Annotated in this window: 25 protein-coding genes; 12 read left to right on the top strand and 13 right to left on the bottom strand. The window is 68.5% G+C overall.

The features are described 5' to 3' along the window. The first annotated feature begins 30 nt into the window (after nucleotides 1-30). Genes OCU_RS45780 through OCU_RS45770 form a run of 3 tightly spaced genes read left to right on the top strand, consistent with a single transcriptional unit; the run spans nucleotide 31 to nucleotide 1,744 of the window. Nucleotides 31-429, top strand: coding sequence for a cupredoxin domain-containing protein (locus OCU_RS45780; RefSeq protein WP_036429491.1), 399 nt, complete (start codon nucleotides 31-33; stop codon nucleotides 427-429). Further along, nucleotides 426-1,361, top strand: a complete 936-nt coding sequence (locus OCU_RS45775) for a metallophosphoesterase family protein (RefSeq protein WP_008260508.1) — start codon at nucleotides 426-428, stop codon at nucleotides 1,359-1,361. Before OCU_RS45780 ends, OCU_RS45775 begins: the two co-directional genes overlap by 4 nt. After that, nucleotides 1,358-1,744 carry a hypothetical protein gene (locus OCU_RS45770; protein ID WP_008260507.1) on the top strand — a complete coding sequence of 129 codons (387 nt, stop codon included), beginning with the start codon at nucleotides 1,358-1,360 and terminating at the stop codon, nucleotides 1,742-1,744. The genes OCU_RS45775 and OCU_RS45770 overlap by 4 nt, the downstream gene beginning before the upstream one ends. Here OCU_RS45770 and OCU_RS45765 read toward each other — a convergent pair. From OCU_RS45765 to OCU_RS45725, 9 genes are all read right to left on the bottom strand, one after another. Continuing rightward, entirely contained in the window at nucleotides 1,677-2,765 is a 1,089-nt protein-coding gene (locus OCU_RS45765) for an acyltransferase family protein (RefSeq protein WP_014381088.1), read from the bottom strand. The two genes, OCU_RS45770 and OCU_RS45765, sit on opposite strands and share 68 nt — an antisense overlap. A gap of 63 nt (nucleotides 2,766-2,828) precedes the next feature. After that, nucleotides 2,829-3,965, bottom strand: a complete 1,137-nt coding sequence (locus OCU_RS45760) for an acyltransferase family protein (RefSeq protein ID WP_009952895.1) — start codon at nucleotides 3,963-3,965, stop codon at nucleotides 2,829-2,831. A gap of 129 nt (nucleotides 3,966-4,094) precedes the next feature. Next, nucleotides 4,095-5,216 (bottom strand): acyltransferase family protein, encoded by a 1,122-nt coding sequence (locus tag OCU_RS45755; RefSeq protein WP_014381087.1) that lies wholly within the window; start codon nucleotides 5,214-5,216, stop codon nucleotides 4,095-4,097. 199 nt (nucleotides 5,217-5,415) lie between these two features. After that, a complete protein-coding gene (gene rfbC / locus OCU_RS45750; protein WP_036459800.1) occupies nucleotides 5,416-6,033 on the bottom strand; it encodes a dTDP-4-dehydrorhamnose 3,5-epimerase in 618 nt (205 codons plus the stop codon). A gap of 1 nt (nucleotide 6,034) precedes the next feature. After that, the gene (gene rfbB, locus OCU_RS45745) at nucleotides 6,035-7,030 is read right to left on the bottom strand and encodes a dTDP-glucose 4,6-dehydratase (protein WP_014381085.1); all 996 of its coding nucleotides are present in this window, start codon (nucleotides 7,028-7,030) and stop codon (nucleotides 6,035-6,037) included. A gap of 27 nt (nucleotides 7,031-7,057) precedes the next feature. Beyond that, nucleotides 7,058-7,924 (bottom strand): LLM class F420-dependent oxidoreductase, encoded by an 867-nt coding sequence (locus OCU_RS45740; protein ID WP_014381084.1) that lies wholly within the window; start codon nucleotides 7,922-7,924, stop codon nucleotides 7,058-7,060. A gap of 20 nt (nucleotides 7,925-7,944) precedes the next feature. Beyond that, on the bottom strand, nucleotides 7,945-8,793 hold the full coding sequence (locus tag OCU_RS45735; RefSeq protein WP_014381083.1) for an LLM class F420-dependent oxidoreductase: 849 nt from the start codon (nucleotides 8,791-8,793) through the stop codon (nucleotides 7,945-7,947). Between the two features lie 39 nt (nucleotides 8,794-8,832). Beyond that, a complete protein-coding gene (locus OCU_RS45730) occupies nucleotides 8,833-10,359 on the bottom strand; it encodes an ATP-binding protein (RefSeq protein WP_014381082.1) in 1,527 nt (508 codons plus the stop codon). Next, nucleotides 10,356-12,020, bottom strand: coding sequence for an NAD(P)/FAD-dependent oxidoreductase (locus OCU_RS45725; protein ID WP_014381081.1), 1,665 nt, complete (start codon nucleotides 12,018-12,020; stop codon nucleotides 10,356-10,358). Before OCU_RS45725 ends, OCU_RS45730 begins: the two co-directional genes overlap by 4 nt. Before the next feature lie 253 nt (nucleotides 12,021-12,273). Between OCU_RS45725 and infA the strand changes: the two genes are divergently transcribed. The 8 genes from infA to truA all read left to right on the top strand — a co-directional run bounded on the left by infA (nucleotide 12,274) and on the right by truA (nucleotide 16,963). Beyond that, entirely contained in the window at nucleotides 12,274-12,495 is a 222-nt protein-coding gene (infA, locus tag OCU_RS45720) for a translation initiation factor IF-1 (protein WP_003418601.1), read from the top strand. Nucleotides 12,496-12,546: 51 nt separating this feature from the next. Further along, on the top strand, nucleotides 12,547-12,660 hold the full coding sequence (gene rpmJ, locus OCU_RS50705) for a 50S ribosomal protein L36 (RefSeq protein WP_003879483.1): 114 nt from the start codon (nucleotides 12,547-12,549) through the stop codon (nucleotides 12,658-12,660). A 158-nt stretch (nucleotides 12,661-12,818) separates the two neighbouring features. Continuing rightward, nucleotides 12,819-13,193, top strand: coding sequence for a 30S ribosomal protein S13 (gene rpsM / locus OCU_RS45715; RefSeq protein WP_008260257.1), 375 nt, complete (start codon nucleotides 12,819-12,821; stop codon nucleotides 13,191-13,193). A 6-nt stretch (nucleotides 13,194-13,199) separates the two neighbouring features. Beyond that, nucleotides 13,200-13,616, top strand: coding sequence for a 30S ribosomal protein S11 (gene rpsK, locus OCU_RS45710; RefSeq protein WP_008260256.1), 417 nt, complete (start codon nucleotides 13,200-13,202; stop codon nucleotides 13,614-13,616). A 9-nt stretch (nucleotides 13,617-13,625) separates the two neighbouring features. Beyond that, complete coding sequence (gene rpsD, locus OCU_RS45705) at nucleotides 13,626-14,231, top strand: 30S ribosomal protein S4 (RefSeq protein WP_009952905.1); 606 nt, start codon at nucleotides 13,626-13,628, stop codon at nucleotides 14,229-14,231. A gap of 76 nt (nucleotides 14,232-14,307) precedes the next feature. Continuing rightward, nucleotides 14,308-15,351: a DNA-directed RNA polymerase subunit alpha gene (locus tag OCU_RS45700; protein ID WP_008260253.1), complete on the top strand. Its 1,044-nt coding sequence runs from the start codon at nucleotides 14,308-14,310 to the stop codon at nucleotides 15,349-15,351. 117 nt (nucleotides 15,352-15,468) lie between these two features. Further along, nucleotides 15,469-16,125, top strand: coding sequence for a 50S ribosomal protein L17 (rplQ, locus tag OCU_RS45695; protein WP_014381079.1), 657 nt, complete (start codon nucleotides 15,469-15,471; stop codon nucleotides 16,123-16,125). Beyond that, complete coding sequence (gene truA, locus OCU_RS45690; RefSeq protein WP_080587947.1) at nucleotides 16,112-16,963, top strand: tRNA pseudouridine(38-40) synthase TruA; 852 nt, start codon at nucleotides 16,112-16,114, stop codon at nucleotides 16,961-16,963. The genes rplQ and truA overlap by 14 nt, the downstream gene beginning before the upstream one ends. Here the strand turns inward: truA and OCU_RS45685 are convergent. Beyond that, nucleotides 16,960-17,595 carry a cutinase family protein gene (locus tag OCU_RS45685; RefSeq protein ID WP_036459660.1) on the bottom strand — a complete coding sequence of 212 codons (636 nt, stop codon included), beginning with the start codon at nucleotides 17,593-17,595 and terminating at the stop codon, nucleotides 16,960-16,962. The two genes, truA and OCU_RS45685, sit on opposite strands and share 4 nt — an antisense overlap. A gap of 42 nt (nucleotides 17,596-17,637) precedes the next feature. Further along, nucleotides 17,638-18,519, bottom strand: a complete 882-nt coding sequence (locus OCU_RS45680) for a cutinase family protein (RefSeq protein WP_014381076.1) — start codon at nucleotides 18,517-18,519, stop codon at nucleotides 17,638-17,640. Nucleotides 18,520-18,640: 121 nt separating this feature from the next. Between OCU_RS45680 and eccB the strand changes: the two genes are divergently transcribed. After that, nucleotides 18,641-20,014 carry a type VII secretion protein EccB gene (gene eccB / locus OCU_RS45675; protein ID WP_014381075.1) on the top strand — a complete coding sequence of 458 codons (1,374 nt, stop codon included), beginning with the start codon at nucleotides 18,641-18,643 and terminating at the stop codon, nucleotides 20,012-20,014. Here eccB and mycP read toward each other — a convergent pair. After that, nucleotides 19,979-21,295, bottom strand: a complete 1,317-nt coding sequence (gene mycP, locus OCU_RS45670) for a type VII secretion-associated serine protease mycosin (RefSeq protein ID WP_372457226.1) — start codon at nucleotides 21,293-21,295, stop codon at nucleotides 19,979-19,981. The two genes, eccB and mycP, sit on opposite strands and share 36 nt — an antisense overlap. Beyond that, on the bottom strand, nucleotides 21,292-22,701 hold the full coding sequence (gene eccD, locus OCU_RS45665) for a type VII secretion integral membrane protein EccD (protein WP_014381073.1): 1,410 nt from the start codon (nucleotides 22,699-22,701) through the stop codon (nucleotides 21,292-21,294). Before eccD ends, mycP begins: the two co-directional genes overlap by 4 nt. Between the last annotated feature and the right edge of the window lie 38 nt (nucleotides 22,702-22,739).

Below are 22,739 nucleotides of genomic sequence, written 5' to 3'. Positions count from 1 at the left end.
ACGGTGTAACCCGCCGCCCTATCTGTGGGCATGGATATCGCCCTGCGTCGAAGGCTTTTGGCGGCCGTGCTGGCCGCGAGCGTGATCTCATCGCCCGGCTGTGGCCGGCCGCGCTCCGTGGCGACCACCCCCGCGCCCACCGCCGGGGTGTCGATCACCGCGCCGCCCCCCGCAGCCGGCGCCAACCAGGTCACCATCGACGGCTTCGCTTTCGCGCCGCCGAACCTGACGGTGCCGGCCGGGACCACCGTCACCTGGACCAACCGCGACGAGGAACCCCATACGGTCGCCGCAAGTGACGGCTCATTTCACTCACCCGGCATGGGAACCGGAGCGACCTTCGCCCACACCTTCTCCGCCCCTGGGACTTTCGACTATGTCTGCTCGATTCATCCGATGATGCGCGGCACCGTGGTGGTGACGGGATGACCGGCCGCCCGGGCGACGATGCCATGACCCGGCGCCAGCTCCTCCGGCACACGGCGTGGTTCGGGGCGGCGGTCGGGTTGACCGTGGCCGGGGGCGAGGTCATCTCGCATGTCGCCGGGGAAGCGGCGGCTCAGCGCGCGCACGTCCGGCCCGCCCTGCGGTTCGCCCAAATCAGCGACAGCCACCTCGGCTTCAACGGTGCGCCCAACAGGGACGTCGCGGCGACGTTCAGCGACGCGATCGACAAGGTCAACAGCCTCGGCTACACACCGGATTTCGTCATCCACACCGGCGACCTCACTCACCTTTCCAGCCCCGAACAGTTCGACCAGGCGAAGCAGATGATGAGCGGTCTGAAGACGCCCCACGTGTTCACCGTGCCGGGCGAGCACGACTCCGTCGACGACGCGGGACAGAAGTACCGAAACACCTTCGGCGCGGCCGCGGTTGGCGACGGCTGGTACAGCTTCGACATCGCCGGTGTGCACCTGATCGCGCTCGTCAACACGTTGAACCTGCGCAAGCTGGGCCATCTGGGGGTGGATCAGCTGGAGTTCGTCAAGAAGGACGTCGCCCATCTGCCGAGCGACACCCCGATCATCGTGTTCAGTCACATCCCCTTGTTCGCGATGTACCCCCAATGGGGCTGGGGCACCGACGACGCCGCCCAGGCGCTGAGCTACCTGCGCCGGTTCTCCTCCGTCACGTGCCTCAATGGCCATGTCCACCAGCTGTTTTCCAAAACGGAGGACAATGTGACGTTTCACAGCGGCACCGCCACCGCGTACCCGCTGCCCAGACCCGGTGACGGGCCCGCGCCCAAACCGGTGACGCTGCCGGCCGGCAAGCTGCGCGACGCATTGGGTATCCGCGAGGTCGGCTACACCACGGGAGAGTCCGCGCTGGCGCTGAAAGAGCGGGCGTTGCGGTGATCGGCGCCCTGGTGCGGCTCGGACTCGCCGCGTCGTTGGCCCTCAGCGCCGTCAGCCACGCCTACCTCTATGTCCATGGCTACCAACGCATTCCGGCCATCGGCACGGGATTCCTGGTGCAGGCCAGTGTGTCATTGGCGATCGCTCTGCTGATCGTGGCCGGCGGTCCCGCGTGGCTGCGCTGGGCCGGTGCCGCGATGGCCGCCGGATCTCTGGTCGCCTTCGCGCTGTCGCGGACCGTGGGGCTTTTCGGCTTCTCCGAACGGGGCTGGGATCCGTCGCCTCATGCGGCGATCAGCGTGGCCGCCGAAGTGGTCATCCTGCTGTTGTGGTGGCGGGGTGGCCGCCTTCGGCTTTCGCGGCGTCAGACCACTTCCGTTTGAGCCGGCGCTTGAGAGCCATCGAGGGCTTTTCGATGAGGAACCAGCTTGCCGCGGCCACGGGTAGCGTCGCCGCGGCGGCGACGAGAAAGAACGCAACGGGTTGAAGACGCGCAAGGCCGCACACGGCCAAGAGTTGCTGGGTCGGGAACGCGTAGATGTAGACGCCGTAGGACAGATCCGTGCGTAGCCTCAAGCGGCTGCTCTTCAGCAAGGCTCCGGACACGATGATCGCGTAGGCCAACGGAAGGGCGGCGACCGTACGGTAATCGGGCAGCATGCTGGACGCCAGCACGATGACGACGCTCATCCCGACGAGCGGCCACCGCGCGGGGATCACCTCTCTCCATTGATAGAGGACGGCTCCGGCCGCGAACATGATCGCCGAACGCACGGCGATCTGGGGGATGGTCCATACCCCGGGGAACGTCATCGGCGGCATCGCCGTCGCCAGACCCGTAGCCACGACGAGTATTGCCGGAGAGACCCAGCGGTGATGGGCCAGGCCCGCCAAACCGACACCGGCGACGGCGAGATAGCAGATCACTTCCCAGACCAGCGACCACAGCGAACCGTTCCAGAGCCCGGAATGAGGTATCCCGCTTGGTGTTCCGCCGACATCGAGATGGACATAAGCCACCGCGCTGTTTTTCAGGACGTATTCGAGCGGCCCGCCGGAGCACACGAGCTCGCCGACCGAGCCGCCCTGGAGCGCCACGCTGAGCGGGGCGAAGGCGAACGCCGTCACGATGAGGCACGCGTAGTAGCCGGGCAGGATGCGAAGGGCGCGGGCGGTCAGGTAGTCACGCACGTGCGGGTCGTCGAGCCAACTCCTGGTGATGAGGAACCCCGAGATCGCGAAGAACCCGTCCACCCCTATCGAGAACAGAAGTTGCAGCGTCGCCGCCGGTGGCATCCGGCCGGTGACGGGCCAGCAGTGCCACAGCATCACCTCGGCAGCCAGCACCAGCCGCCACGCGTTCAGCGCGTTGTTCCCCGCGTTGAAAGCTTGTCCGAGGGTCATCGGCCACCGCCCGTCGTGGACCCCCCGCTTCGCGGATATTACCGCCGTTGGAGACGACCCGGCCTAGGCGGTACCCGGGGCCTCCGTAGCCGGCCGGTCGGCCACGGCGTTGGCCGCGCTGACGGGGCCCGCCTCGTCGGAGCTGGACGGGACCGGAGCCGACCACTTGACCCGAAGCCGGCGTTTGAGGGACATCGAGGGTTTCTCGACGACGAACCAGCTGATCGCGGCGAGCGGCAGGGTGGCCGTGACCGAGGCAAGAAAGAACAGCACCGGGTGGAGGCGCGTCGCGAGTCCACAGACGGCCAGCAATTGCTGGGCCGGGAAGGCGTAAATGTAGACGCCATAGGACAAATCGGTGCGCAGCCTCAACCGTTCGCTCTTGAGCAAGGAGCCCGAGACGACGACGGCGTAGGCCAGCGGAAGCGCACCGACCACCCGGTAATCGGGCAGTAACCCGGACGCCGCCACGATCACGAGGCAGACCGCGACCAGCGACCATCGGGCGGGGATGACGTCTCGCCACTGATACATGACGGCTCCGGCCGCGAACATGATGGCCGCGCGCACCGCGAGCTGCGGAATGGTCCACACCCCGGGAAATGTCAGGGGCGGCAAGACCAACGCTCCCAGTGTTGCCACCGCCAAAACCACGGGGGATACCCAGCGACGATTGCCCAGTCCCGCCAGGCCGATAGCGGCAACGAACAAGTAGCACAGCAGTTCCCAGACCAACGACCACATCGAGCCGTTCCAGGTGTTTCCACCCGGTAGATCGTGCAGCGTTCCGTCGATCGTCGGCTGCAGGTAGGCGATCGCACTGTTTTTCAGGACGTACTCGAGCGGCGCGGTGGACCCCAGCAGCTTGGCGGCCGACCCCCCTTGAATCGCCACGCTGAGCGGGGCGAAAACGAACGCGGTCACGATCAGACAGACGTAGAAACCGGGCAGAATGCGAAGGGCGCGGGCGGTGAGGTAGTCACGCAGGCGCGGGTCGGTGAGCCAACTCCGGGTGATCAGGAAGCCGGAGATCGCGAAAAACCCGTCCACACCCACCGAGAAGAAAAGCTGCAGAGTCGACTTGGGGGGCATGTGTCCGGTGATCGGCCACGAATGGAACAGCATCACCTCGGCCGCCAGCGCCAGCCGGAGCGCGTTGAGCGCGTTTCTTCGCGGATCGAATACCTGTCCGAGCTTCATCTGCCTCCAACCCCCGTCACGCCACGCACCATCGGCGCCATCGTATCGGCCAGAGGCCGGTGGTCGGTGACAACCGGTGAAGCCGGTCGCGCCGTCGCGTGAGTCCTTGGGCTGTGGCCACGACCGCAGCTACGCGGCGCCCGTGACCTCCGGAGGCAGCACCATCGCCGCTTCGCGGGCACCCGCCGCTTTTCGTTTGATGCGCGCCTTCAGGGACCTCGCCGGCTTTTCGACAAGGAACCAGCTCGCCGCGGCCAGCGGCAGTGTCGCCGCCGCCACGGTGAGACAGAACACGAACGGATTGAGGCTGAGCAAGCCGAGGACCGCCAAAAGCTGCTGCATCGGGTACGCGTAGATGTACATGCCGTAGGACACGTCGGTGCGTAATCTCAAGCGCTTGTTGTGCAGCAGGGAGCCGGAGACGACCACGGCATACGCCAGGGGGACGGCGGCCACCACCCGGTAATCGGGCAGCTGGCCGGCCAGCAACACGATGACCACGCTCACCGCGACCAGCGACCACCGCGCGGGAATGACATCGCGCCATTGGTACAGCAGCGCTCCCGCCGCAAACATGATTGCGGCGCGGCACGCCAGGAAGACGATGACGATGCCCACGTTGCCGGTCGGACGATTGAACACCTCGGGGAAGGTGACCGGTGGCATCATCGAGGCCCCGATCGCCGCGACCACCAAAATGGCCGGGGAAACCCACCGGCGGTTGGCGAGTCCGGCGACGCCGATGATCGCGACGACGAGATAGCACATCACTTCCCAGAACAACGACCACAGCGACGCGTTCCAGATGCCCGCGTTGGGAATGTCGTGCGGGGTGCCGCCGACGTCGGGCTTGAGCCACATCACCGCGATGTTCTTGAGGACATATTCGAACGGGGCGAACGAGAACAGCAGCCTGGCCGCGGAGCCGCCCTGGATCGCCACGCTCAGCGGGGCGAAGACGAACGCCGTCACGATCATGCAGACGTAGAAGCCGGGCAGGATGCGAAGCGCCCGCGCGGCCAGGTACGCGCGCAGCCGCGGGTTGCTCATCCAACTCGCGGTGATGAGAAAGCCCGAGATCGCGAAGAATCCGTCGACGCCGACGCAGAGCAGCAGCTGAAGAACGGCCCGCACCGAAGGCAGATGACCCCGGACCGGGTAGGTGTGCCAGAAGATGACCTCGCCCGCGAGCGCTAACCGCCATGCGTTGAGCGCATTGCTTCGCGGATCGAACACCTGCCCGAGTTTCATCGGCGCAATCCTAGCGCCACCGAATACTGAATTGGGCCGGTTTACGGTACTGGTCCAATTCGGCGCCCGCAATGGGAACGTTAATAGATATGCGTCTAATAGGCAGCTCAGGCGGTGCAAATGATTTTGCGCGCCGCGCGCGTCAACAATGGTGCGGGATAACGCACATCGCCTCAGATGGGCATGCCGATCACCCGCGTCAATTCGTGGGCTTTGCCCGCAAACCCTCGACGAACGCGTTCGTCTCCTCCCACGTGGGGAGCAGGCCGGAGGCGCGTACGTCATCGAGGCTGGGGGCCGCCGCGTCGCGGTCGGACAGGGTGGGCGGAGCGCCGTCCACTAGAGGCCAATCGATCCCCAGCGCCGGATCGGTTGCGCAAATGGTGTGTTCGCGTTGCGGGTTGTATTCCGCCGAGCACAAGTACATCACCGTCGAATTGTCTTGCAGCGCCAGGAAACCGTGTCCGAGGCCCTCGGAGAGGTAGATCGTCCTGTGCTCGGTATCGTCGAGCAGCACTGAGTCCCACTGACCGAATGTCGGTGAGCCCACCCGGATGTCGACGACGACGTCGAATACCGCCCCGCGCACGCAGGTCACGTACTTGGCCTGGCTCGGCGGCACCTGGGCGAAGTGCAGGCCGCGCAGCACGCCGGCCGATGACACCGAGCAATTGGCCTGCCGAACATCCAACCGGTGACCGGCGAAGGACCTGAATCCCTTGTCGGTCAGCCATTCGAAGAAATGACCCCGCGAATCGCCATGAACGGCGGGGGTGATCTCCCAGGCGCCGGGAACTTTCAGCTCGCGAACTTCCACGTCACTGCCCACGTTCTTCGTAGCGGGCTTCGGAGGCGTCCTTCAACGGGCGCCACCATGATTCGTTCGCGCGGTACCAGTCGATGGTCTCACGCAGCCCCTCCTCGAAGTCGGTATGCTTTGGCGCCCAACACAATTCGTCGTACAGCGTCGATGGGTCGATCGCGTAGCGCAGGTCGTGGCCGGCGCGATCGGTGACATGGTCGAAGTCGTCGGGTTCGCGGCCCATCATCTGCAGCAGCGTCCGCAACACGGTCAGGTTGTCGCGCTCGCCCTCGGAGCTGATCAAATACGTCCGGCCGATCTCGCCGGATTCCAGGATGCGCCGCACCGCGCTGTTGTGGTCGTCGACGTGGATCCAGTCCCGGACGTTGGCGCCGGCGCCGTAGAGCTTGGGTCGCCGCCCGGTGAGCACGTTGGTGATCTGCCGCGGGATGAACTTCTCGACGTGCTGATACGGCCCGTAGTTGTTGGAGCAGTTCGAGATCGTCGCGCGCACCCCGTACGACCGCACCCAGGCCCGTACCAGCATGTCGGCGGCGGCCTTGGTTGCCGAATAGGGGCTGGACGGGTTGTACGGCGTCGCCTCGGTGAACCGCTGGGGGTCGTCGAGCTCCAGGTCGCCGTAGACCTCGTCGGTCGAGATGTGGTGCAGCCGCACACCGTAACGCCGCACCGCTTCGAGGATGGTGAATGTGCCGACCACGTTGGTGTGCAGGAACGGCTCGGGGCCCTCCAGCGCATTGTCGACGTGGCTCTCCGCGGCGAAGTGCACCACGGCGTCGGATTCGGCGACCAGCCGCGACACCAGTTCGGCATCGGTGATGTCGCCGACCACCAGCTCGATGGCGTCCTCGACGCCGGCCAGCGACTCCCGCCGGCCCGCATAGGTCAGGGCGTCGAGCACGGTCACGGAGTCCTCGGGGTGCTCGCGAACGGTGCTGTGCACGAAATTGGCGCCGATGAAACCAGCGCCGCCGGTGACCAGTAACCGCATGCCCCAAACCCTATCCGAGCCGATGGGTCAGTTTGCGGCAGTTAGCCCCAGAGCGCCGGCCAATTCGGTCAGCGCAGGTAGCAGGGTTTCTTCGGAATAGCCGCCCAGCACCTGGATGGCCACGTGGTCGGCTCCGGCGTCCAGGTGCTCGCGCAGCCGGCCCGCGATCGCCTCCGGGGTGCCGTGGGCGACCACCGCGTCGATCAGCCGATCGCTGCCGGGCGTGCGCGCGTCGGCTTCGGTGAACCCCAGCCGCAGCCAATTGTTCACGTAGTTGCTCAGGCCCAGATAATGCTCGACGGACTGGCGGCCGATCTCGCGGGCCTGTGTGGCGTCCGTGCTCAGCACCACCTTGTGCTCGGGCGCCAAATACACTGCCCCGCCGAGCAACTCGCGCGCCTTGGCCGTGTGTTCCGGGGTGGTCAGGTAGGGATGTGCGCCGGCGCTGCGTCGCGCGGCGAGCCGCAGCACCCGCGGCCCGAGCGCGGCGACCACCCGGCGGCTGGTCGGCACCAGCGCCGCGTCCAGTTCGTCGAGGTAGGAGACCAGGGCGTCGTACGGTTTGACGTACTCCTGGGTGTGCTCGGGGTGGCCGACCCCGACGCCGAGCAAAAACCTTCCCGGGTGGTGAGTTTCGATGCGGCGGAACGACTCGGCGACGGCCGCGGCGGGCGCCGACCAGATGTTGACGATTCCGGTGGCCAGCTGCAGCGACGTGGTGCGCGCCAGGGCCGGTTCGACCCAGGACAACTCGGCGTCCGGCGAGCCGCCGATCCAGGCGGCGCCGTAGCCCAGCGATTCGATCCCCGCCGCCAACTCGGGTTGGATGGATCGCGTCGGCAGCCACACGCCGAGCTGGCCCAGGTCGGGCTTGAGCGAAACTCCCTCGGTCATCCAGCTCCCCCTGCCGGTCGTCAGGACGGATTCAGTCCCAGTGGCCCCGCCAGTTCGGCCAGCGCCGAGACCAGGTTTTCATCCTTGGTCAGGACCTGCACCGGGACGTGATCGGCGCCGGCCTCGAGGTGCTCGGTGAGCCGCGCCGCGATCTGGTCCACGGTGCCATAGGCCACCACCGCGTCCACCAGCCGGTCGCTGCCCGGCCGGGTGACCTCGTCCTCGCCGAAACCCAGCCGCTTCCAGTTGTTTCGGTAGTTGGCGAGATTGAAATAGACGTCGAGCGCCTTGCGGCCGACCGCCCGCGCCTTCTCGGCGTCGGTGGTCAGGATCGCCTTGTGCTCGGGGGCCAGGAACGCCGACGGGCCGATGATCTCGCGGGCTCGCGCGGTGTGTTCCGGCGTGGTCAGGTACGGGTGTGCTCCGGCGGAGCGCTCCGCGGACAGCTTGAGCACGCGCGGCCCGAGCGCGGCGACGACCCGGCGGTTGGCGGGCACCCCGTAGTCGTCGAGCTGCTTCAGGTAGTCCACCAGGGCGTCGTAGGGCTTGCGGTACTCGGTATGAGCCTCGGGATGGCCGACGCCGATGCCGAGCAGGAAGCGGCCCGGGTACGCCTTGTCGATGCGGTGGAAGGACTCGGCGACCGGCTTGGCGGCCGCGGTCCAGATGTTGACGATGCCGGTGCCCACCTGCAGCGTCGTCGTGGCTTCCAGGAGGGGTTCGACCCAGGACAGCTCGGCGGGAGGCGACCCGCCGACCCAGACGGCCCCGTAGCCCAGCGCCTCGATGTCCTTGGCCTGCTGGGGTGTGACGCCGCGTCCGAACGATCCGAACCGGCCGAGATCGGGCTTGCTTGCTGCATCGGTCATGGTCTTCCCAACCGGGCGCGGTGCGGCCCTATTCCAGTCCTATTCCGGGGTCGTGACGTTTTCTTCCGGGCCGTCGAGTTCGGGGGCGACGTCGGCGGCGGGCGGTTGCAGTGGCAGCAGCACGATGAATCGGGTGTCGCCGGGCGCCGATTCCACCCGCAGGTCCCCGCGATGCTTCTTGACCACGATGTTGAACGCCAGATCCAGGCCCAGGCCGGTACCCTCGCCGAACGGCTTGGTGGTGAAGAACGGCTCGAAGATGTGCTCGCGCACGTCCTCGGGTATGCCCGGGCCGGTGTCGCAGATCTCGACGCGGACCATGTGCTCGCCTTCCCGGCAGGTGCGGATGGTCAGCGTGCCGCCGGTATCGCGCATCGCGGCGATCGCGTTGTCGATGATGTTGGTCCACACTTGATTGAGATCACCTGGATAGCAAGGGATTTCGGGAAGCGACTGGTCGAAGTCCTTGACCACGGCGATGGCGTGCGAGTTTTTGCCGCCGTCCTTGGTCAGCCGGTCGGCGAACATCACCAGCGTGCTGCGCAGCAGCTCGTGCACGTTGGTCACCTGGAACGGCGCGCGATCAAGCTGCGAATACTGTTTGGCGTCGGCGACCAGGGCCGAAATCCGTTTGCTCGCTTCGAGGATCTGGTTCATCAGCAGTTCGCTCTCGATGGTGTAGTTGATCCACCGGATCGCCTGCTCCGCCGATGTCGACGCGAGCTCCTCGCTGACCGCGGAAATCCGCTCCAGCCAATCGGTGTCGATGCCGCCCTCGACGAACGTCGGCGCGATGTCCCAGCCGCCGTCGATGCCGTGGGCCTCCAGCCAGTCGCCGACGGCGTCCTCGCGGTCGGCGGTCTCCAGCGCGCTCAGATGCTGCGAGGCGGACTTCGCGACCTGCTCGGCGACCCTCTCCTGCAGCCGGACCAGGGCGCTGAGCGCCTCGGGGGAGACGGTGCCGTCGGCGAGCATCGCCAGCTTGTGCCGCATGCTGGCCACCCGTTCGCGCAGATCCGACGCGGCCCGCGAGATCGCCGCGGCCGGGTTGTTGAGCTGGTGGGTCAGCCCGGCCGACAGCCGGCCCAGCGCCAGCAGCTTCTCCCGGTTGTCGATGATGCGGCGGGTCCGGTCGGTGCCGACGGCGATGCCGTCGAGCAGGTGGACGGCCATCGGGAACTGGTCGCGCATGAATTGGGCGAATACCGGCGCGTCCATCACGAAGAACCGCGACGGCCGGGTCACGTGCACCGAGGCGTCGTAGCTCTTCTGCTTGCCGCCGGTGAACGCCCGCCAGGCCCCGCAGTACACGCCGCGCTGCGAGGTGCGGTTGGTCTCGATGTCCTGGCCGCCGGAGAGCTTGGACATCATCAGCTCGCCCTCGATCAGCACGTAGAAGCAGGTCGCTGGTTCGCCTTCGACGCAGATCGGGCCCGGTTCGTAGGTTTCGATGTGGCCCGCCGCGCACAGCACCGCAAGCTGCTCGTCGGTGAGCGCCTCGAACAAAAACAGGCTGCGCAGCTCGTCGGGCTCGCAGGGGACCTTGATCGATTCGGCGCCGGTCATGATTCGGCCAGGTAGCGGTGGACCAGCATCACGGCCATCGACCCTTCACCGACGGCGGCCGCGACCCGCTTGGCCGACGTCGAGCGGACGTCGCCGGTGGCGAAGACCCCCGGCACGCTGGTTTCGAGCTGATGCGGCGGGCGGTCCAGCGTCCAGCCGCACACGTTGCGCAGGTCCGGGCCGGTGAGGATGAAGCCGTGGTCGTCGCGGGCCAGCACCCCGTCCAGCCAGTCGGTGCGCGGGGCGGCCCCGATGAAGATGAACATCCGGCCGCAGGTGACGTCCTCGGTCTCGCCGGTCCGGTTGTTGACCAGGCTCAGCTGCTCGAGGTGGCCGTCGCCGGTGGCGCGCTGCACCTCGGTGCAGGTCAGCACGTTGATTTTGGGGTTGGCCTCGATCTGCTGGATCAGGTAGTAGGACATCGACGCCTCCAGGGAGGGGGCGCGCACCACGATGTTGACCGATTTGGCCGTGCGCGACAGGTACATGGCGGCCTGCCCGGCCGAGTTGGCCCCGCCGATCACGTAGACCTCTTCGTCTTCGCACTCCGCGGCGATGGAGACCGCCGCCCCGTAGTAGATGCCGCAGCCGGTCAGGGCGGCGCACCCTTCGGCGTCCAGCTGGCGGTAGGCGACGCCGGTGGCCAGGATGACCGCGTGCGCGTCGATCGAGCCGCCGTCGGCGAAGCGCACGGTGCGCTTGGACCCGTTCACCTCGAGGGCGGTCGCCTTGCGGGCGGTGATCAATTCGGCGCCGAACTTCTCGGCCTGGCGGCGGGCGCGGTCGGCCAGCTGGCCGCCCGAAACCCCGTCCGGGAAGCCCAGGTAGTTCTCGATGCGCGAGCTCTGCCCGGCCTGACCGCCCGTCGCGATGTGTTCGATGAGCACCGTGCGCAGGCCCTCGGAGGCGCCGTACACCGCGGCGGCCAGGCCCGCGGGCCCGCCGCCGACCACGATCAGGTCGTAGAACTCCTGCGACGGCGTGGTGGTCAGGCCCAGGGTCTCGGCCAGCTGCGCGTCCGTGGGTTCGACGAGGGTGTCGCCGCGCTGGGTGACCACCACCGGCAGCCGCAGTCCGTCCTCGCCCGCCGCGTTGAGCAGCCGCTCGCCGGCGGGCTCGTCGGCCATGAACCAGGTGTAGTAGAGGCCGTTGCGGGCCAGGAAGTCGCGCACCTGCCAGGACCGCGCCGACCAGCGGTGGCCGATCACCTTGGTGTGCGGGACGGGGTGCTCGGGGGCGGCCCGCCAGGCGTCCAGCAACCCGTCGATGACGGGGTAGAACTTCTCCTCGGGCGGGTCCCACGGCTTGAGCAGGTAGTGGTCCAGGTCGACGACGTTGATCGCGTCGATGGCGGCGTGCGTGTCGGCGTAGGCGGTCAGCAGCACGCGGCGCGCCGCCGGATACAGGTCCATCGCCTGCTCGAGGAACTCGATGCCGCTCATCTGCGGCATCCGGTAGTCGGCGATGAGCAGCGCGACCGTCTCGCCGCGCAGTTTGAGCTCCTTGAGGGTGCCCAGCGCGTCGGGCCCCGACTCCGCGCGCACGATCCGGTGGTCCTCGCCGTAATGACGACGCAGGTCGCGCGCGACCGCCCGCGAAACCGAGGGGTCGTCGTCGACGGTGAGCATGACGGGCTTGCGCTGGCTTGAGGGGTTGGTCATCGGCGTTAAGTATGCGCTCGTCAGCGGGCGTGTGGGAGGTCGAGCGGGCGGCCCGCCTTCCGCCGACAGCGATTTTGGTGGACGCCGATGACCAGGTATCGTGGAACGACGGTGCGGCATCCGCGCCGACTTTCGGTGTGTCCAGTCCTAGGAATTTCCTGTCACCGGCTCACGTTACAAGTCGGTGCGCCATGTCGCGCCGATCTGGGCGCAGACGCGAACGAGACTAAACGATGAGGATTGTTAACTAGTTATGGCCAAGAAAGACGGCGCCATCGAGGTCGAAGGCCGCGTGGTCGAGCCGCTGCCCAATGCGATGTTCCGCATTGAGCTGGAGAACGGTCACAAGGTGCTTGCCCACATCAGTGGCAAGATGCGGCAGCACTACATCCGCATCCTGCCCGAGGACCGGGTGGTGGTGGAGTTGTCTCCCTACGACCTGTCCCGGGGCCGCATCGTGTACCGGTACAAGTAACAAGCCCGATCAGAACAACCTACGAACGACACAGAACAGGATCGAACAGCCGTGAAGGTGAACCCGAGCGTCAAGCCAATCTGTGACAAGTGCAGGGTGATCCGTCGGCACGGGCGGGTCATGGTGATCTGCTCCGATCCGCGCCACAAGCAGCGCCAAGGCTGAGCCAGGCGCCCCGCGGTACCAACACAACTGAATGCAGACCTCCCAGCACCACTGAGCGAATACGTCGCTCATCCACGCCCGGACGGAGGCCGGGCCCCGGATAGATCGGGAACGGGCTGGGATCAGACCTCCGCCGAGAAAAAGAGGAAACGCCACCTATGGCTCGACTAGTAGGCGTCGATCTGCCGCGTGACAAGCGGATGGAGATCGCGCTGACGTACATCTTCGGCGTCGGCCGGACCCGTTCGAACGAGATTCTCGAAGCGACCGGGATCGACAAGAACCTGCGCACCAGGGACCTCACCGACGACCAGCTGACCCACCTGCGCGACTACATCGAAGCCAACCTGAAGGTGGAGGGTGACCTGCGCCGCGAGGTCCAGGCCGACATCCGCCGCAAGATCGAGATCGGCTGCTACCAGGGCCTGCGGCACCGCCGCGGCCTGCCGGTGCGCGGCCAGCGGACCAAGACCAACGCGCGCACCCGCAAGGGCCCCAAGCGCACCATCGCCGGCAAGAAGAAGGCCAGGTAACCCCCCATGCCACCAGCCAAGAAGGCAGCGTCCGCCCCCAAGAAGGGGCAGAAGACCCGTCGCCGGGAAAAGAAGAACGTCCCGCACGGCGCCGCCCACATCAAGAGCACGTTCAACAACACGATCGTGACGATCACCGACCCGCAGGGCAACGTCATCGCCTGGGCGTCGTCGGGTCACGTCGGGTTCAAGGGCTCGCGGAAGTCGACGCCGTTCGCCGCGCAGCTGGCCGCCGAGAACGCGGCCCGCAAGGCGCAGGAGCACGGCGTCAAGAAGGTCGACGTGTTCGTCAAGGGACCGGGCTCGGGCCGGGAGACCGCGATCCGGTCGCTGCAGGCCGCCGGACTGGAGGTCGGCGCGATCTCCGACGTCACCCCCCAGCCGCACAACGGCGTTCGCCCCCCGAAGCGCAGAAGGGTCTAGGAGATACTCATGGCTCGTTACACCGGACCCGTCACCCGCAAGTCGCGCCGGCTGCGCACCGACCTCGTCGGTGGCGACCAGGCGTTCGAGAAGCGCCCCTACCCGCCCGGCCAGCACGGCCGCGCGCGGATCAAGGAAAGCGAATACCTGCTGCAGCTGCAGGAGAAGCAGAAGGCCCGCTTCACCTACGGCGTGATGGAAAAGCAGTTCCGCCGCTACTACGAAGAGGCCGTGCGGCAGCCCGGCAAGACGGGTGAAGAGCTGCTGCGGATCCTGGAAAGCCGGCTCGACAACGTCGTCTACCGCGCCGGACTGGCGCGCACCCGCCGGATGGCACGCCAGCTGGTCAGCCACGGACACTTCAGCGTCAACGGCGTGCACGTCAACGTCCCCAGCTACCGGGTGTCGCAGTATGACATCATCGACGTGCGGGACTCCTCGCTGAACACCGTGCCGTTCCAGATCGCGCGGGAGACGGCGGGCGACCGGCCGATCCCGAGCTGGCTGCAGGTCGTGGGGGAGCGTCAGCGCATCCTCGTCCACCAGCTGCCCGAGCGGGCACAGATCGACGTCCCACTCACCGAGCAGCTCATCGTCGAGTTCTACTCGAAGTAAGTGACTTTCGGGCCGGCCGGCCCGAAAACCCAACGGCATCAAATAGCGGGTGCCGAGAAGGAGAAGAAGAAACACCATGCTGATCTCTCAGCGACCCACACTGTCGGAGGAAGTCCTCACCGACAACCGCTCCCAGTTCGTCATCGAGCCGCTGGAGCCCGGATTCGGTTACACCCTGGGCAATTCGCTGCGCCGGACGCTGCTGTCCTCGATTCCGGGTGCGGCCGTCACCAGCATCCGCATTGACGGCGTGCTGCACGAGTTCACCACCGTGCCCGGCGTCAAGGAAGACGTCACCGCGATCATCCTGAACCTCAAGAGCCTGGTGGTGTCCTCCGAGGAGGACGAGCCCGTCACGATGTACCTGCGCAAGCAGGGTCCGGGCGAGGTCACCGCGGGCGATATCGTGCCCCCCGCCGGTGTCACGGTGCACAACCCCGACCTGCACATCGCGACGCTGAACGACAAGGGCAAGCTCGAGGTCGAGCTGGTCGTCGAGCGGGGCCGTGGCTACGTGCCGGCCGTTCAGAACCGGGCTTCAGGCGCCGAAATCGGCCGCATCCCAGTCGATTCCATCTACTCGCCGGTGCTCAAGGTCACCTACAAGGTGGACGCCACCCGTGTCGAGCAGCGCACCGACTTCGACAAGCTGATCCTCGATGTCGAGACCAAGAGTTCGATCAACCCCCGCGATGCGCTGGCGTCCGCGGGCAAGACCCTGGTCGAATTGTTCGGTCTGGCACGCGAACTCAACGTCGAGGCCGAGGGCATCGAGATCGGGCCGTCGCCGGCGGAGGCCGACCACATCGCGTCGTTCGCGCTGCCGATCGACGACCTGGACCTGACGGTGCGGTCCTACAACTGCCTCAAGCGCGAGGGCGTGCACACCGTCGGCGAGCTGGTGTCGCGCACCGAGTCCGACCTGCTGGACATCCGCAACTTCGGTCAGAAGTCCATCGACGAGGTGAAGGTCAAGCTGCACCAGCTGGGCCTGTCGCTCAAGGACAGCCCGGCGAGCTTCGACCCCTCGCAGGTCGCGGGCTACGACGTCGCCACCGGCACCTGGTCCACCGAGGCCGCCTACGACGACCAGGACTACGCGGAAACCGAACAGCTCTAAAGGCCGTCCGGTGACGATGCGGCCGTGCAGCGGCAGCTGAGGAACCGGACACAACTGGCGAAAGTCCGTCCCGGTCCTACCTGATACGGGGACCGGCCCCAATTAGGAGAAGTCGCAATGCCCAAGCCCACCAAGGGTCCTCGCCTCGGCGGGTCGTCATCGCACCAGAAGGCCCTTCTGGCCAACCTGGCGACGTCGCTGTTCGAGCACGGCCGTATCAAGACGACCGAGCCCAAGGCGCGTGCGCTGCGGCCGTATGCGGAAAAGCTGATCACCCACGCGAAAAAGGGTGCGCTGCACAACCGTCGGGAGGTGCTGAAGAAGATCCGCGACAAGGACGTCGTGCACACCCTGTTCGAGGAGATCGGGCCGTTCTTCGCCGACCGCAACGGCGGCTACACCCGGATCATCAAGGTCGAGCCGCGCAAGGGCGACAACGCGCCCATGGCCGTGATCGAGCTGGTGCGGGAGAAGACGGTCACCTCCGAGGCCGATCGGGCCCGCCGGGTGAAGGCGTCCAAGAAGTCTGACGCTCCTGTCGCGGCGGCGGCGGCGCCTCAGGCCGCCGTCGAGCCTGAGGAAGCCGTCGGCCCGACGGCCGAGGAAGCCACCGCCGAGGCCTCGGAGACCAAGCCCGAGACCCAGGCCTCCGAGGCCTCAGACGAGCCGACCAAGGCCCAGGCCGAAGCCGAAGACAAGGCCGACAAGGCCGTGGCCGCGAGGGCCGAAGCCGAGGCCGCCGAGAAGGCGAACGACGAGGCTGACGAGAGTTAGCGAGGACGTCCGTCTGCGGCTCGATATCGCCTACGACGGAACAGGTTTCGCAGGCTGGGCCACTCAGACCGGCCAGCGTACCGTGGCCGGGGTTCTCGACGAGGCGCTGACGACCATCTTCCGCACACCCGTGCGGCTGCGGGCGGCGGGACGCACCGATGCCGGAGTCCACGCCACCGGGCAGGTGGCCCATGTCGACGTGCCCGCGGCGGCCCTGCCGAACGCGTACTCGCGTGCACCGCACGTCGGTGAGGCGGAGTTTCTGCCGTTGCTGCGCCGGCTGGGCCGGTTCCTGCCCACCGACGTCCGGGTCGTCGACATCGTCCGCGCCCCTGCGGGTTTCGACGCCCGGTTCTCGGCGCTGCGGCGTCACTACGTGTACCGGCTGTCGACGGCGCCGTGGGGTGTGGATCCGCAGCAGGTCCGCTACGTCACCGCCTGGCCGCGCCCCCTGGACGTCGAGGCCATGGCCAGCGCCTCGCGGGACCTGTTGGGATTGCACGACTTCGCCGCGTTCTGCCGTCACCGCGAGAACGCCACCACCATCCGCGACCTGCAGCGGCTGGAGTGGACGCGCGAGGGTGACCTGATCACCGCGCGGGTCAGCGCCGACGCGTTCTGCTGGTCGATGGTGCGCTCCCTGGTCGGGGCGCTGCTGGCCGTCGGCGAACACCGCCGTCCCGTCTCCTGGTGCCGTGAACTGCTCAGCGCCACAGCCCGATCCAGCGACTACGCGACCGCCCCGGCGCACGGGCTGACACTGGTCGGCGTCGACTACCCGCCCGACGACCAGCTGGCCGCGCGCAACCTCATCACCAGGGACGTGCGCTCGCGCTAGACCCTCGCCGCGGCGAAACTCGCGGCTTTGTTGGTCAATCCGGGCACGTAGCTCAAATGCGACGCCCACCGCAGGCCGCCCGAACAGATCGGGTCGCCCGGGTTGCAGAGGTCGATGGTCTTGCCCTCGAAATTCGGGCTCAGCGCGCTCATCAGGTTTCCCGCCCGGCCGGACGGATTCCCGAAGAGAGCGACGGCGGCGACGTGATCGGCGGCCGCCGGCGGCAACGGCCTGCGAAACCCGAAGCCGGACACCGGTGCGGCCGTGACGATGTCGATGACGGCGGCCCCCTGCGAGTAGCCACCCAGCACCAGCTTGGTGTTGGGGCAGTTCACCGCCATGCGCTGGATGTGGCTGCTCGCGTCGTTGGCGCCGTCCGCGGCGGCCAGGAAGTCCTTGTCGGCGGGATAGTTCACGCCATATGCGCCAACGCTTTTGCGGGTCTGCTCGCGCAACGAGTTGACGAACGCCCCGCCCACCTTCCCGATCCCGGGCGCCTCATCCGTTCCCCGGGCAAACACCACTTCAACGCCGGGGCAGGACGCCGATGCACGGGGAACCAATTGCGGGGCAACCAATAACGCTGCCCCCGCGAGCAATCCGACGCCCAGCCCTAAAGGGATAAGCCTCACACAGAGATGTTAAGCGCGCGTTGATAACCCGCCGGTAACGATTTAGACGAGAGGTGCTTGCGGTACGGACGTGACCGGCCCGGGCGCGAGCGGCGCGGGCGCCGGGGCGGTGCCGGTGCCGCCGTGGATCGAGGGGCCCGACCCGGGCGGGGTCTGCCCGTACACCGGCGTCTGCTGGCCGTACCCGGGCTGGCCCGGGACCTGCGGGCCGGCGCCGGGGAACGACGGACCGTACCCGGGCACCGACTGGCCGGTGCCGACGAGCTTGGACGCGACGAACGCCGCGGCCTGGGTGGTGTAGACGGGGACGTAGCCCTCGGTGTGCCCGCTCCACTCGTTGCCGGGGCCGGCGTGGCAGATCGGGTCGTTGGGGTTGCACAGGTCGATGGCCTTGGAGCCCAGCAGCTTGCTCTGGCTGGGCAGTGTGCCGCCGGCGCGGTCGGCCACGTCGCCGAAGGTGGCGACGGCCGCGATGTTGTCGGCGTACTGCGGCGGCAGCGAGTTGCCCCAGTTGATTCCGCCGATGGGCACGCCGGCCACGATGTCCATCACCGAGGCGCCCTGCGAGTAGCCGCCCAGCACGATCTTGGTGCTCGGGCACTTCTCCACGCTTTTCTTCACGCGGTCGATGGTGTCGTTGGCGCCGTCACCGCCGTGCAGCTGCAGCTTGCTGGCGGCGTAGTTCACGCCGTAGGGCAGGATGTTCAGCCCGCCCGTCTGCTGACGCAGCGAGTCCACGAAGGCATCGCCAACCCGGCCCAGGCCGGGGGGCTCGTTGGTGCCGCGGGCGAAGATGACCTCGACGTCCGGGCAGTCATCGGCGGAGGCGACCGGCGTCGCAGCCGGTGCGGCGAGGAGGCCGGCGGCGGTCACCAGGGCCGAAGCGCCCAGGCCGACGAGGCGAGCTGCACGGTGAGTTTTCACCGGGCAATTTTACCCAATTTCGGCCGGGGCGAAACTCCTGCGACCTGTGGATAAGCGCTCCGGCGGGGCCGTTCGGCGGCCTACCGTGGGCCCAGACGGATTTCGCAGGGTGGGGGGATCAGTGCCGCGTCAGCCGACCACGTGGCTGCGCGTCAGCGCTCACCGGTACCTCGTGCGCCGCACCGAATGCGCGTTGCTGGGCGAGGCGATATACCCGACCGGTCCCCGGGCGCGGATGCCGTCGGCATCGCTGGCAGCCGGGTGTGTGTTCACGGTCCTCGCGCTGGCGGGCTGTGCGCTGCTGGGTTTGCTGAGCCCGCACGTCGCGTTGGATCGGGCGCAGATCGTGATGTCCCGGGACTCGGGTGCGCTGTTCGTTCGAGTGGGCGATGTCTGGCATCCGGTGCCGAACCTGGCCTCCGCGCGGCTCATCGCGGGGACGGCCGCCGATCCGCAGCCGATCCGCGAGGCCGACCTGGAGCGCGCCAAACGCGGCCCGCTGCTGGGCATCCCGGGTGCACCGCAATTCGTCGGCAGGCCCCTGCCCGCGCAGGAACTGGCCTTCTCGATGTGCGACAGTGACGACGCCAGCAGCACGACGGTCATCGTCGGCCCCGTCGCCGACAACGGGGTCACCCGCATGCCCCCCGGGCAGGCCGTCCTTGCCGCGGTCTCCTCGGGTTCGCCGGCCTATTTGCTCTACGACGGGCACCGGGCCATCGTGGACCTGGAAGATGCGGCCGTCGTGCGGGCGCTCCGACTCGAGGGCCACGCGCCGCGGCTCGTCTCGCAAGCGTTGCTGAACGCCATGCCCGAGGCGCCGCCGATCTCGGCGCCCCGCATCCGCGGCCTCGGGGGCGCCGCGCCCGGGCTGGCGGGGTTTCGCGTCGGCAGTGTGCTGCGCGTCACACGCGCCGACGGTGACGAGTATTACGCGGTGCTGGCCGACGGCGTGCAGCGGATCGGCCAGGTCGCCGCCGACCTGATGCGTTTTAGCAGCTCCCAGGGCACGGTCAGTCCCATCACCGTCGCGCCCGCGGCGATCCGGGCCGCGCCCGTCGTCGCCGAGCTGCCCGTGGCCGGTTTCCCCGACCGGGCGCCGACGCTGCCGGAGGCCGCCGGCACGTTATGCGCCAGCTGGGCGGGCGGGCGAGCGGGGGTGGCTTTGCTGGCGGGGGGCCGGCTGCCCGTGCCGCCCGGTCAGGCGGCGGTGACGCTGGCGCAGGCGGACGGCCGGGGTCCCGCGCTGGATGCCGCGTACGTGCCGACCGGCCGCAGCGCCTACGTGCGGGCGGGCGACAAAGCCGGCACCCGCTACCTGATCGTCGACACCGGGGTGCGATTCGCCATCCCCGACGACGACGCCGCGCACGATCTCGGCCTCTCCGGGCCGACCCCGGCGCCCTGGTCGATCCTCACGCTCTTGCCGGCGGGACCGGAGCTGAGCAGACGCGGCGCGTCAATCGCCCGGGACGCGGTCGCGGGCTCCCCGTAACCGGCTTCTGACCCCTCCGGCGGCGAGCGCGACCGTCAGCGCGACGAGGCAAACCGCGGCGCCGCGCACCGCGGTGTCCCGGGCGCGGGTATCGCGCGATCGGGTCGTCGGCGGCGACACGGCGGCCGGCGCCGCGGCAGGCGGCGGCTTGGGAGTGGTGGCGGGCGGGCCCATCCCGGTGCTGACCGCGGCGAGCGGATCGATGGTGCCGTTGCCGACGAGCGGATCCCACCCCGCGGGCGGATGATGCGCGGTCGACTCGATGCGCTGCATCACCTGCCGCGCGGTCAGCGCCGGGAAGCGGGCCCGGATGAGCGCGGCCAGGCCGCTCACCACCGGGGCGGCATAACTCGTGCCCGACACCGGATCCGGCGCGAGGGAGGCCACGGCCTCGCCGGTCGCGGCGACATCGACCCAAGGTCCGGCAAGGCTGAAACCCGAGGGCGCACCTTCGGCGTTCACCGAACCGACGGTCAGCACGTAGTCGTCGTACCACGCGGGACTGACCGCGACCGTGATGGTCTGCCAGGTGGCGTCCGGTCGCTGCGGCGGGCACTGCGCGGCGCCGCCGGTATTCCCCGCCGCCGCAACCACGACGGCATTCTTGACGTCGACGGCGTAGGCCAGCGCGGCGCCCAGCGCACGGTCGTCGAGCGCGGCGGCCACCGGAACGCACGCCACCGAGGAAATGTTGATCACCGACGCGCCCAGATCCGCTGCGGTCCGAACGGCTTTCGCCATGGTGTCGACGTCACCCACCCCTGAGCGGGACCGGTCGGTGGCGGGCGCGAACTTCGCGCTGGACTGCCGAATGCTGATCAACGTGGCCTCCGGAGCGATCCCGCTGAAGCCGTCCGACTTGGAATCCGCTGCGGCCGCTATGATTCCCGCGACCAGCGTGCCGTGCGCGTCGCAGTCCTGCGTGCCGTCGCCGGTCGACACGTAGTCACCCCCGGGCACCACGTCGGGCAGCCGGCGGTGCCGCGAGACCCCGGTGTCGATGACCGCGATCCGTTGTCCGGCGCCGCGGGTGAGGCGCCACACCTCCGAGAGATCGAACGCCCCAGGCGGCTGGTTACGGCCCGGCCTCGAGTCGAGCGTCAGCGCCGCGCAGACCTCGCGCTGCACGGTCGGCCGCGTTGGCGCGGGCAAGGCGGGCCCGGGCAGCCACTTGTCGTCGATGCCGGGTGGCGAAACCGCCTGCGCCGGCGGCGTTCCGAACGCGGCGAGCATCGTCAGCGCCGACACCGCGAGCACGCGCCCAACGTGCGAGTTCCTCACGTGAGATGCAATCCCCGGACCGCGCCGTAGAGTTCGCTGATCCAGCAGGCCAGCGGGACCAGTGCCGACCACGCCAGCCACTCGAGCACTTCGACACATCGGAGCGCGACGGGCGAGGAGGGTGTCGCGGCTAACCCGAGGTACATCGCGGCGGCGGCCAGCGCCGTCGCCGCCGCGAGAAGCGGTCCGGGCATCTGCATGCGCAGTACCGTGACGCCGAAGGTCGTTGCCGCGATGAGGGTTCCGCCGACGGCAAAGCTCAGCAGCCCGGCGCCTGCGCCGGACCTGCAGCGCAGCAGGAACAGGGCGGCGGTGACGGTCCCGAACGCCATGCAGGACAGCCGCGGTGCGCCGGCGAGCACGGTGAGAGCGGCGCCGACGCCGGCCGACGACGACAGCCCCGCGCGCAGGCTCACCAACCACCGGTCGGCGCGGATCGCTTGCGCGGGCACCCGCGAGTCACTCGGGCCGGGGTCAGCGAAGTCCGTCGTCGCAAATCGGGGCGACAACCTCGCCAGCGCGATGGACATGCGCGGCGCCGCCCCGAGCAGACCGAGCGACAGGACCGCGGATGCCGACGCGATGACATGCACAGGCGCGGCGGTGATCGCGCCCACCAGCGCCGCCGCGGCGACGGCCGCCGCGAAGCACGCCGCCGCCGTCAACGCGACGACGCCGCAGCCCGACAGCCGCATCGCCAGCACGGCGGTGACGGCCGCTGCCGCGGCGGCCAGCAACACGTTGGAAACGCTTGGGCCACCGGGCACCATCACAAACCCGGCCACCGCCGCGAAGACGGTGGCGATCACGCTCAGCGCCAGCCCGGCGATCGGGTCTCGGTAGGCCCGGTGCGCGACCGCGGCAAGCCCGAGCGCGACGAGGGCGGCCGATCCCAAAGCGGCGCCCGTCATCCCGACGTCTCGAGGGTGGCTGTCGCTGAAGGTGTTTCGGACCAAAGCCAGCCCGCCCACCGCCGTCAGGACGACGGCCGCAGTCGCTCCGCAGAGCCGGGTGACCCGCCGAGTTGCGGCACCGCCACGCAACCGAGCGGGCCCCTCCAGCGTGGCCGCCACCTCCCGCGCGATGTCGACGTAACGCGGCGCGGGTAACGGCACGGGGGGTGTGCTCAGCACCAAGACCGCGCCGTCGCCGATGCGGTTCTGCGCCAACGTCGTCGACGGGTCCAGCGCGGACGCGCCAGGGATCGACACCTGGTAGCGCACCGCCTCCTGGTCGGCGTGACTGACCCCGAGCGCGTCGATGAGCGACGGAATCAACACCGCGACAGGCACTCCGGCGGGTAGCGCCAGATCGGCGACGGCGGTGCCCCAATGAACGCGGACCCGGCACAGCCCGGTATCGGATGCAGCCAATGGCGATCCCTTCGGTCGGATCCTGGCGAACATAGCCGGGTTTCGACGCCCCGGTATCCGGCTGTCCACAG

This window comes from Mycobacterium intracellulare ATCC 13950, assembly GCF_000277125.1.
GTDB classification, from domain to species: Bacteria; Actinomycetota; Actinomycetes; order Mycobacteriales; family Mycobacteriaceae; genus Mycobacterium; species Mycobacterium intracellulare.
Note: the sequence above shows the minus strand (reverse complement) of the source record. Positions and strands in the feature narration are given on the sequence as shown.